Source organism: Gabonibacter massiliensis (genome assembly GCA_001487125.1).
GTDB classification, from domain to species: Bacteria; Bacteroidota; Bacteroidia; order Bacteroidales; family Marinifilaceae; genus Gabonibacter; species Gabonibacter massiliensis.
This window is the reverse complement of sequence record LN913010.1, coordinates 1-11,535: the sequence shown is the minus strand read 5'-3', so window position 1 is coordinate 11,535 and position 11,535 is coordinate 1. Positions and strand designations below refer to the sequence as shown.

Below are 11,535 nucleotides of genomic sequence, written 5' to 3'. Positions count from 1 at the left end.
TTTTCTGAACGCAAGTACACATCTTGGTTATTCTTTTCTATTATCGCATATTCAACGCCTCTTTTACGCGTATAATCAAGTCCTCATAATGGTGTCGTGTCGCCACATCACCCGTAGCACGACGGTTCTCCGCCAATTTCAATACCTTCAGCAACTCTCCCCGTTTCACGGATACGGCCTCGGAAACTCTTCCCATGGAATAGAAATGCAACACCCGAATCCGTACATCTTCCTGCAGATCTAACGTGAAAGCGGGCCTCCGGGATGCAAAACAACACCCTGTTTCATCCCCGCGAAGAGCCTTTTTCGTAGTTTTCTCTACTGCTTTGTTTGAACTCACGATGATGGCATCGATATAATTTTTTTGAGCCATACGTTCATAAACGGACAAACTACGTCCGGCTAAAGTTCCTTTGAAAACAGCTTTGTGCAAATCGGCAAACAACTCTTCCGGTGTATAACATTTCTCTCTACCTAAAGTCGCTTCCGCATCATACATTCTCATCAAACGATCGTCTTTCAACAAATTATAAAAAGTAGCGTACTGCAACTCCCTGACAACCGTGTACGGAGAGTATTCGACTCCCGATTGTATCGGGTAGCTTTTTTTCCATACTTCCGCTCCGAACAACCATTCGGGAACCGTAAAGACCTCTTCGATAAGATATTTTACACTCTCTTTCTGGATGCCTTTGGGCACGGGAATATAACGGTCTTCCGAACTTCCTTTTACGGGATTGTTAATGTAAATCCCCCCTACATTTGCCGTTACATGATCCCCGTACATTTTCCATTGATTAATCACGGCCATCAACAATTTACCTGCCTCGAAATAACCTTGTCCCTCTTCCTCCGTCCACTCCTGAATATGGGGAACGATCCGTTTCAGATTCTTTATTCCGTAACGGTTGGCTTTCACGATATCGTCTCCCAAATCTTCATCCTGAGAACGGGGATCGATCGGATCCCGGGGATCTTGTTGTTCTCCGTACCAATACATCGGATCGCCCTCATGCTCCCGTATCCAATCGTTCAAAACAGGTAATTCCTCTTGAGGAGTCGCAACATCCAACCAACGATAAGCCCAGCGAATGGCAAACTTATCATACATGCCGATCTTCGGGGTAATCTCCGTTACGCCATCCTCCGGTTGCGCCACATAATTAAAACGAGCGTAATCCATAATGGAACTTGCCGTACCTCCCATCTTAGACGTAAATTCGGGCGATCTTAACGAATCTACCGGGAAAGAAGAGGAGGCTCCCATATTATGTTTCAATCCGAAGGTATGTCCTACCTCATGGGAAGAAACAAAGCGAATAGCACTTGCCATGTGTTCATCGCTCAATTTATTTCCGCGGACGCTCGGATCGATTGCTGCTGTCTGAACTCTCATCCAGGTATGTAACAGACTCATTACATTATGCCACCATACCACATCCGCTTCAATAATCTCTCCGGAACGAGGATCGACAACCGAAGGTCCCATCGCGTTTGCCTGTTCCGAAGCGGCATAAGTGATTACAGAATAACGTACATCCTCAATATCAAAATCCGTCGCATCGGCAGGCACTTCTTTGGCAACAACGGCGTTTTTAAATCCGGCCGCTTCAAAAGCCGCCTGCCAGTCATAAACACCGGCTATTATCTCCTCACGCCATTGCTTCGGCGTGGCCGGATCGATGTAAAATACAATTTGTTTCACCGGCTCAACCAACTCTCCCCGTTTGTATTTTTCCACGTCTTCCGGTTTCGGTTCCAATCTCCAACGATGTACAAGCTCCCGTCGTTCCACCGCTTGTTGTTTGTCATTAAAATAAATACGTTCCGTACTGAAAAAACCAACTCTCGGATCCGCAAAACGGGGCTTCATCGGCTCTTTATCCAAAAGCACAAGATTTGTTGTCGTTTCAACGGTTAATGGGACCGAAACGGCCCCATCTGTCACCTGCGTCGTCATTAACGCCTTTACCACCACATTTTTCGGAAAAACTTTCACGCTCAATATTTTCGATAGATCTCTTTTTACAGACGTTCCCAAAGAGATACTATTATACAAATCATTTATACTTTTCTCGCTACCGTCAAAAATCTTGTTCACTTTAAATACGACCGTCGTCGAATCTTTTCCATAAGCTTCGATCGGAAAGTATTCGATCACAGACTCCCGGTAATTATCTTTGACCGACTGACTGATTGCATCCCCCTCCGGAACGCTTACCCTCGGGTCGTAGGTCGTTACCCAAACCTTATTTAAAGCCTCGTCCTTATAAAAACGAACAATCTTGTCATCGTACTCCATTCCCTTGTTCAGTCCGGCGTCATTCAAAGCTCCAGGAACTCCGGATACTTTGTTTACAATCAGAATATCCCGTCCCAATAAAGAATCGGCTATCTCAAAATAATAGTCATTACCGACTGTATGAATTTTTATCATACCTTCCGCCGTCTTGGCTTTATTCAATAATTCATCGTATTTGTTTTTGGTAACCGCAGTATCCGTTTTAACCTCCTTTTTCTTATGCCTGTTTCTAACCGCTCCTTCGGCAGGAAGAAAGAAAAACGACGTCAATACCGTCATACATACAATAAAGGTTTTCGTTGTAATCATAGTTTTTGTCTTTATAATAGTTATCATGAGCCTATTCATCTTTTACAATAATACCCTATTATTGAAAAAAACGAAATAAAAAAGGAGTGAATGCCTAAAATGAAGGAGTGAATAACAGAAAAAATACCACGAAACGAAAATTCATTGTTTCTCCTTATGAATCAACGCTTAACAACGGCAATTTGCATATAAAATAAGCACCTGTACTACTGAATTCAAAGCCGGAACGCCCGTAAAATTCATACATTTTTCGAATACGTTCCAAGCCTACACCTATCGATTCAACCGTAGATTCGGTACGAGGCTGGTAATTATTTTCAACGACGACACAATCGTCGAACACGTATATTTTTATCCAGAGAGGTTTTTGTACGGTTACCTGATTATGTTTTATCGCATTCTCGACCAACGTTTGCAGACTCATGGTCGGGATCTTCAGGTCGAATACATCGGAATCGATATCGAATATCAACTCCAAAGACTCGCCAAACCGTATTTTCTGTAAAAAGTAGTATTGACGGGTAAATTCCAATTCGTCTCTGACGGTGGCCAAACTGACATTTCTTTTTTCCAAAAGGTAACGGTATACTTTTGATAACTTCAAAACAAATTCTTTGGCCAATACCGTATCGGTTCCAATCAAAGCACTCAACGAATTTAAAGAATTAAAAAGAAAATGAGGATTGATCTGATTTTTCAACTGTTGCAAGTTCAACTCGACAGACTCCCGCTCCACCTTACGCCTCAACCGATACTCCTTTCGCCATTTATGTTGCGCGAGGAAGAGTAACACCGTAAATATCAAAATAGTAATCAACGCGATAATAATAGCATAACGATGGAATTCTTCGGTTTGTTCGCTATAAACAAATTGAGGAACATTCACTCCTATGATCCAGCGTTCATTTCCTACTTCCAACGGAAAATAGACCCTTACCACAGGAACCTTCAAATAAGCAGAGTTCGCCAAAATACGCAACTCCTTCTTTTCTTTCAATACCTGCTTTATCGAATCCAACTCTTCTTTCTCCATCAGCTTTTGCCCCAATAAACGTTCATCCGGATGAGAGAGAATAGTACCCTTTTCATTGACGATAAAAACATAACTCCGGAATATGGCCGTTATCTCCGAAAAATAGGTATGCAAATCCGGTAAAGAGATATCAAAGCCTAAAAGCACATCTCCCCATTTTTTATTCCTAATAACATCTACCGTGGTCCAATAAATTTTTCCAGCATCATTATAGGTCCCGCTATAACGATCATTCTGGAGCGTATCTATCATCTCTCTAAATTCCGACTGCTTCCTTTCCGACAATTTATATTTATAAAAAGAGGTCGTATCTTTATCCAATACATTCAATATTTTCTCTCCATCCACAAAATACCATATCCGGCTCAGTTTCGTGTCCAATTGAGGTATAATCATCAAAGAAGAAAACAACTCCTCCTCCTCCTGCCACTTTTTGGAAGTAAAAAATTCCCGGACTACCCGTTGCAATTGCTCCGTCTTCTTAAATTCATAAGCAATAGTTTGCGAACGATAACGACATTGATCCATAACAAAATCATTACTCAACCGATTCCATACGGAACCTATCTTGTCTCCGATCAAATAAATGGCCACAAGGAAAAGGGCTAATAAAACAAAGCCCATCAAAATAATATTGTTGGTCCTAAACTTCATTTGAAATCAAAGATAAAAGAAAAAAATGACAAATGACAAATGTTGGTTAATGATTAAAAGATTAAGGAATTTTTGGGATTGAATGATATAATGATCGGAGGATTAAAAAGATGGACAAATCATGCCACGACGCTTTGTTGCACAGACGATGTTTCTCAAAAGTCGGGCGGCCAGACAATGGCCGCCCGAATGATAAATCATAACGCTAAATCCGCTTTATGCAGCGTGAGTTTAAAGAACTCATCCTCTTCGGCCGCGTAATCATTGAAATACACCGAGCGGGCATCATTCGATATCGAAAAGTACCCCTTGGGACCTAAATCGGGCAAATCGAAACGCTTGATCGGATTCAGGTTCCAGTCGAACACGAAAATGGCCTCTTTATACACTTCATACTCTTTATCTTCTGCATTAAAATAACCACCCACCTTGCACACGATGTACGAGTCGTTCGCTTCCATGGCTAAAATACTCTGCCGCATGTCGTTGGTTGATAAGAAACAGAACTCTTCATTAGAGTATTGAACCGGCGTGTATCTCTTCTCGTTCACCACTTTACCCGTGGTCACATCGAACGTGTATAACATGAACTGGTCGCTGGAGGCGATCACGGCCAAGTCGTTACCTCGTGTCTCGATAAAGCCTTGCGCATAAGTCCACTTGATGAGGTCGTTCGCCGGGATCTCGGTGCGCTTCCTTTTCTTGACATCGAAACTGGCGTAGTCGATGGTCTGGTACCCCTTCATTGCTTGATGGTCCCAAACCACCACCGAGTTTTTATTGATCCCGTTCACGTTGTTCTTTTCAAATTCAAAAGGCGGGCGAATGGTAGCTATCACCGTGCCGTTCGGCAATTTCGTCATTCGGGATACCCAAACCGAATCCGGGAAAGTCGTTACGCTGAACTTCCTCTCCTCCATGGGAACATCCCGAATAATCTCTTGCTTGTTAAAGGTCTTGACCGTGTTCCGGCCTTCATAAAAGTAGACGGAATCCCCCGCAATCTTGAACCCCGTTAATCCTTCCATCTGGTAGGGTGCTCTCCCCGGTGACGCACTCGACGCCAACGATTCCCCCGTGTTCAGGTTATAACAGATACAAGCATCGTAATCATCATGGTCAAGGGGCTCGACGAACCACAACACCGAGTCTTCTATCACGTTAATATTGCTTGTAGTTATCACGTCATCCATAAAGTTGTCGTGCTTGACTGTCAAATTTTTATAGCGTTGAAAATCCAGCTTCCCGACAACAACAAAATCCGTGTCTATGCTCGACAGCGGGAACTTTTCAGCGTTGTCGCAACTGAACATGAAGAGGCCGATTAAAAGAACTAAAAGTGATTGTATGTTTTTTTTTCTCATGATTACTTGATGTTAAATTCAACGAACCTTGAATCTTGATGAATCTACTGAATTTTTATGAAACTGGTACTCACGGTTGACCTTTTGCTCATACCGGCCGCATTGGAAGCGGTTCCGCGATATTCAGCCAAAGCTCCTTTCCTTATCGCCGTCACCTCGTATTCGGACGTCGAAGTCATCCCCCTGAACTTCCATGCCAGATTCCAAGGGCCCCGGGATTCGACATACCGGTGGGAGACGGGTTCCTCGCCGTCTCCCTGGAGAGGTTTGAACGTGATATTGATACTCGTTTCTGTCCGTCTATATTCCGGAACACCGGATCCCCGGGGTGCTTTAAGTACTCCACTTACCCCGGCTATTGTCACGATCGTGAAAACCATGCCTAAGCAAGTAAGTAACCATGATTTCATGTTGTTTCTCTTCATAACGTTATTTTTTATCTATTCATTTTCTTTATCATCACTCTTGCTTCACCCATTTGACAGCGTCAGCCACCACCAGCTGAACATACGTTACTCCGTTCTTGGCCGTGATGGGAGGAGCTCCCCGGTCGTCCAATACCACGCGGGAGACCCCGGCTGGCAAGCTGAATACACCGAGCGATACCCAGGCGGGATCTCCCTCTTCAACCTCCAGGACAACCTCCTTTTCTCCCTCGGGAGTGTGTACCGTGTAGTAATTTCTCATCCCCGGGTAGTCGGCAAGAAATGTCTCGTTCTCGCGGGTATGGCTCAGCAAATGAGGTCGATGAATAAAGATCTCGTATCTGCCCGCTTCCGGGAGGTTCGCTACCCATTCGGCCTTGAACTTCCCGGTACCCGCTTTTTTGATATAGAGACTACGTATACATTTCCCGTAACAGTTATTTACCAACATGGGAATAGTAGGAGAACCCCACGTGTTTATTTTAGTATTCCAAGAGCTCAAATTATATTCTCCCTCGCCTCTCTTTTGGTTCATAAGATCCGCCAATTGCATCCGCTTCTCCGGGGAGTCGATCAGATGGAAATTTTCATCTTCATTATCCACGATAATCTCTCCCGGGGGATAGAATTCGTCCCGCTTCAGCGGGGTAACCCCCTCTTCGGGTATCGTGCCGGATTTAATCGTTTGCCCGTTTTGAAATGAAAAAGTTCCCGGCAGGTTCCCCGAGAAATTTGTCGTGAGCATTAATCCATACCTTCGATCTTCATGAACGACGATTCGCTTGTATTCCCCGGGGTTGACCGGGTAACTCCGCCAACGATATATCCGGTTTCTTCCAAGGTCATCAGTCGCGTACGAGATGACGGAGACGATACCACCCGTCTCGCTGATATTACCCACCTTAAAATCCATAATTTTTAATCGATCCGTGACTTTATTGTATTGATCCTTGACGTGCAACCGGGGTATTTCACGGCTCATGTACCACTCGTCCAGGTAATTCCGGATATTTTTCCCGAAACATTGTTCGAACTCGTCGATAAACGAATCGAAATTCACTTCCTGGAAACAGGTTCGCGCGTTAAACTCTTCCATGAACCGACTCAAGGAGTCCCAAGAGGTTATCGTCGTCAAGTAACTCAACAAGTGGGAAACCTTTAAAGAAATGGCAACCTCCTGTTCCAGGCTGTACTCTCCCGTGATACATCCTTCCAGGCCGTTTTTCTCGATCCGCTCGAACATGTATGGTTTTACAGTAAGCCTCTGCGATAGCGGGTTCATCATTTGCCGGTACAGGAGATCCATCCCCCGGAACTTGTCGGATGTCATGCTACGGGTGTGTCCCGAGAAAACCTTGTCGATACCCGTGTGTTTCAAGGCGTAGGGCAACTTGTCTGACAACAACTCTTCCCAACCGCTCCCGGGTTTTTCTACCTCTTGAGGCCATCGCTCATTAAAGAACAGGATTTCCGGCTGGGCGTTATCACGATACAGAGAATGCCCGTTGTAATGCAGGAAAGAGGCCGGTGCCTCGATTAATTTCAAATACTTGTAGGGATAGGGGTAATCCTGGCCTTTTTCGATGATATCTTTACAGGAACGGAATATGCTCTCTATCCTTTGCTCCCGTCCCGGCGCCCCTTTTCGCAGGGGTTTATACGCGTCAACGGTTTTCATATAGAAGTCGTTTCCCGGGTAGGTGTAAAGCTCCACCGTCAGGGAATCCACAGTAACCGCTCTTTTTTCGAATTGACCGATGCACAAGCTTATCCCGGTCAGGTTTTGCAGGTTCTCAAACGTGACGTACTCCCCCTCCCTGGAGGTTTTTCCCTGGGATAAAACGACCTTGTTCCCCGCTTCCTTCACCCGTAGCCTGTAACGCGTGAAATTCATCTCCCTGGAGGCCATCAACCCCACGGGGGGCACGGCCATGGGGTACCACATCACTTCCGGTACCAGCAGCGTGAAATCTCCCGACACGAAACCCAACCGCCTCCCCAAATTCTCGATGTGCATGGTGTAACTGACGGGAGAAAAGAACTCCTCGTCGGGGAGGTTCACCTGGTAAACCTCCTCGTCGATGCCTCCCGCGTATTCCATCGTCACCTCAGCACGCTCGCCGGGCTCCAGGGGGCGTTCAATGACCACGACTTGATGTTCCCGGTGCCAGGGAATGTTCTGCCCGTTGGATTCCACCTTATTGATCCGAAGACCCGGGTTCAGGAAGAGTAAAAATCGCTCCATTTTCACTTTCCGTTGATTTTGTATCTCCATCCGGCTTGTTGCCGTGAGGCGGTCTCCCCCGGGCTGACACGCGATGTCATGGGTGAGTACGCGGACGGTGGGGTACTTGTTATACCCGGCGAAAGTTTCCCGGTACGCGTTCCTGTTCTCCTTCCGGTTTTGGAACTTGTTCAAGTAGATGCCCCCCAGTCCCACGGAAAGCACGAGGAGGAGGGAAGCGGCCGCAGCGAAATAAATTTTTCGACGGGGTTTTCCGGGTAATCTTTTAGCAAGAGGGGCGGCAAAGCAAAGTAAGGAAATTCCCAGTAGCAAGAAGGCACCCCGGTGTAGCAACGTTTCGTCGAGGTCTATGAACCCCACGAGGGTGGAAAAAGAGTCCGTGAGCGAACTTCCCCGGAAATCCAGCATCCCGTGCAGGGGTTTTGTCAGGTAAGCGCACGAGAAGTAGAGCGCCCCAACCAGGATCATCCAGCTGACAAGGGGGTGTTTGGTCAAGCGGTTCACGAGCGACGCTAACCCGGTGATAAAAACGAGCGCGGGAATCACGCGCACCAGCAGGTAAAACAGGTACACCCCGGGATTCACGGGTGAATCGGGAATGATGACATGGATAATCCCGCAGGAAATCATGAAGATAACATCGACCGCGAGAAACGGGATCAGTATGCCTAATACCTCCCCGAGGAATACCTCCTCGTTATCAACGGGTCTGGTGAAAAGAACTTCTCGCGTTTCGGCTTTTTTCCGCTTGCGCTGGATGTCACAAACTAAAAAAGTGATCACTATGGATTGAAAGAGGTTCAAGAAATAAAACCCGTACGCGGGGAGGGACGAGGCGAGGACCACCTGCCACCACTGGAGGCTTCGGGCATTCCAGGGGATCAAGAACCCGACCATGAATCCGAACACCCCGAGAATAAACAGGTAGAATAACCAGTTTCTTCTCACCAGTTTGCTCTCGTGAGTGACAATTGTTTTTAATGCGGTTTTCAAAAGTTTATGATTTTTGACTATATGTCGTTATATTTTCAAATCGGCCTTATACAACAGCGTGTTTTTGTCGTTTTCCTTGTCGACTTGTTTGAAGTAAACCGCGCTTCCATCCATGGGAATCGTGTAGTACCCCTTGGTTAGCTTTGGCAATTCAAACTTCTTAATAGGTTTCAGGTTCCAGTCAAACACGAATACGGCACTTCTGTCGGTCTTCGATTGTTTATCCGCCTCGCTAAAATAACCGCTTACCAGACAGAAAATATGGTTATCGGTCACTTCCAGGCACACGACACGCAATCCCATGTCGTTACCTACCTCATTTCCACCATTCAAAGGTAAAATATCCGTGTACCTTTTCACGTTTTTGACCTTCCCGCTGTTGAAATCGAACGTGTACAACATGAATTGACCATCCACGGCGAAAACAGCCATATCGTTGCCTCTCGTTCTAAAAAGACCTCTCGCGTTAGCCTGTTTCATCGAGATGTACGGATTCGGCTTCGAATACATCTCGTATTCCGGGAAACCCTCACCCGGGAGTGTTTCGTGATAGGTTACCCCTTTCTGACCGAGAACCATCAGGGTTTTCTTCTCCATACCCGTTCGGGCATCTTTTTCTAATTTTTGCAAGTCAAAGAAAGGAGAAGGCATTATCGCCACGATAGCCCCGTTCGGGAGGATCGTCGCCTGCTCTACCCAAACGCTGTCCGGAAATGCGGGAATGATCACTTTCCTGTCTTTCAGGGGAACATTGTTGATCATATCTTTTTTGGCGAAAACCTTTATCGCGTTTTCTCGAGTATAAACGGCTTTACGAGAAACCGTCTTTGCAATCGTTTCAGCAGGCACGAACACGATAAAATCTTTTGTCACGTGAATGGTCTTGTAGGATATATAATCGGATAATTCGTATGGAGCTTTCCCGTGTTTTGCAAGCACGGATAACTTCTTTCCCGTGTCGAAATCATAACAAGTTCCCAAATCATACTTGGGATCATGGTCTATGACATACAGCAGGGAGCCGTCGATGATCCAGGTATGCCACGCTTTTAAACCGTCGTATGTTTTGAAAGGCTTCAGTTCCACTTTTTCAACCACCGTGAAATCCCTTTTCATATCCAAACGCGTAGGGGGAGAAGAACAAACGGCAAGGTGACTATCGAAAATAAAAATGCCGAACAAAAGCCATAAAAATCTATACATCTTCTTCATGATTATAAATTTAATTTCGGATTATCTTGCATGGGATTATCCGAAATATAAATAAAAGATTTTAGTTTACTTTTGGGAATTCTACTACTATTTTTGATGGCTCACTCAGTCCAACTGCGTTTTCAGCGAAAACTCGAATCTTCATAACAGATCCCGGCTTTCTACCCGTAATTAGATATTTAGTCGATGGAGTTGAAGCGTAAGGCCTCCAGGAGAAATCCCAACGAGCATCCTTAACTTCAATAATATAACGTAATACACGTGATCCGCCATCACTTGAAGGAGGAGAAAAGCTTAGCATACAGCTGGTTTCCGTTATATCATCAATCTGAAGCGCTCGAGGAGGCGAAGGCGGATTAAGTACATACACAGCGGCAGTAGCAACGATCGTAAGGGTTAGACCGATACATACGGTCAAGATTAATTTTAACTTTTTTGATTTCATAATCCTAAAGTGTATAAGTTCATAATAAATATATCACTTGTAAAGTTAAAAAAAATATGTTATTTGCAAATAAATTCTATTGAATTTTATTCCAAATAATAACAAGTATAGATTGAAAAAATCTGATATTAGAAATATTGATGATGGTAGATTAAAGGATTTAGGGATTGAGAGATTCCGTGATTAGGAGATTAAAGGATTGACGATTGTAGATTGTAGATTTTAAATTGTAGATTGAATTCCGTTTTTAATTTACAATCTACAATTTAAAATAAAAAAAGCCACGATCTCTCGTGGCTTCTTCCTAAATTCGGCATCGACCTACTCTCCCACCTCGCGGCAGTACCATCGGCGCTAACGGGCTTAACTTCTCTGTTCGGAATGGGAAGAGGTGGATCACCGTCGCTGTAGATACCTTTTAATACCTTTAAATACCTTTAAAAAAATTCAACGTCTATAGCGTCAAACCTAAAGCTAGTTGAATGGAGAGGGACATCGAACATAGAAATGAAACAACCGACAGAGTCTATCGGGTTATTAGTACCGCTCGGCT

General features: G+C 44.8%; 7 protein-coding genes and 1 rRNA gene. All 8 read right to left on the bottom strand.

Features of this window, described 5'->3' with window-relative positions; all coding sequences use genetic code 11:
- Window positions 1-40 precede the first annotated feature (40 nt).
- Window positions 41-2,611 carry a zinc-dependent metalloprotease gene (locus BN3283_RS00565; RefSeq protein WP_110688848.1) on the bottom strand — a complete coding sequence of 857 codons (2,571 nt, stop codon included), beginning with the start codon at window positions 2,609-2,611 and terminating at the stop codon, window positions 41-43.
- Window positions 2,612-2,765: 154 nt separating this feature from the next.
- Window positions 2,766-4,298, bottom strand: a complete 1,533-nt coding sequence (locus tag BN3283_RS00560) for a histidine kinase (protein ID WP_082667031.1) — start codon at window positions 4,296-4,298, stop codon at window positions 2,766-2,768.
- 197 nt (window positions 4,299-4,495) lie between these two features.
- Window positions 4,496-5,662, bottom strand: coding sequence for a hypothetical protein (locus tag BN3283_RS00555; protein WP_286137417.1), 1,167 nt, complete (start codon window positions 5,660-5,662; stop codon window positions 4,496-4,498).
- Between the two features lie 44 nt (window positions 5,663-5,706).
- Entirely contained in the window at window positions 5,707-6,087 is a 381-nt protein-coding gene (locus tag BN3283_RS00550) for a hypothetical protein (protein WP_147625507.1), read from the bottom strand.
- Window positions 6,088-6,121: 34 nt separating this feature from the next.
- Window positions 6,122-9,325 carry a golvesin C-terminal-like domain-containing protein gene (locus BN3283_RS00545; protein WP_059025301.1) on the bottom strand — a complete coding sequence of 1,068 codons (3,204 nt, stop codon included), beginning with the start codon at window positions 9,323-9,325 and terminating at the stop codon, window positions 6,122-6,124.
- Window positions 9,326-9,352: 27 nt separating this feature from the next.
- Window positions 9,353-10,537 (bottom strand): hypothetical protein, encoded by a 1,185-nt coding sequence (locus BN3283_RS00540; protein ID WP_059025300.1) that lies wholly within the window; start codon window positions 10,535-10,537, stop codon window positions 9,353-9,355.
- A gap of 61 nt (window positions 10,538-10,598) precedes the next feature.
- The gene (locus BN3283_RS14710) at window positions 10,599-10,982 is read right to left on the bottom strand and encodes a fibronectin type III domain-containing protein (RefSeq protein ID WP_059025299.1); all 384 of its coding nucleotides are present in this window, start codon (window positions 10,980-10,982) and stop codon (window positions 10,599-10,601) included.
- 308 nt (window positions 10,983-11,290) lie between these two features.
- Window positions 11,291-11,401 (bottom strand): 5S ribosomal RNA (gene rrf, locus BN3283_RS00530).
- Window positions 11,402-11,535 lie beyond the last annotated feature (134 nt).

Bases quoted from the DNA above. Each gene is read 5' to 3' on its own strand.
- BN3283_RS00565 (WP_110688848.1), bottom strand. From the start codon at position 2,611: ATGATTACAACGAAAACCTTTATTGTATGTATGACGGTATTGACGTCG.
- BN3283_RS00560 (WP_082667031.1), bottom strand. From the start codon at position 4,298: ATGAAGTTTAGGACCAACAATATTATTTTGATGGGCTTTGTTTTATTA.
- BN3283_RS00555 (WP_286137417.1), bottom strand. From the start codon at position 5,662: ATGAGAAAAAAAAACATACAATCACTTTTAGTTCTTTTAATCGGCCTC.
- BN3283_RS00550 (WP_147625507.1), bottom strand. From the start codon at position 6,087: ATGAAGAGAAACAACATGAAATCATGGTTACTTACTTGCTTAGGCATG.
- BN3283_RS00540 (WP_059025300.1), bottom strand. From the start codon at position 10,537: ATGAAGAAGATGTATAGATTTTTATGGCTTTTGTTCGGCATTTTTATT.
- BN3283_RS14710 (WP_059025299.1), bottom strand. From the start codon at position 10,982: ATGAAATCAAAAAAGTTAAAATTAATCTTGACCGTATGTATCGGTCTA.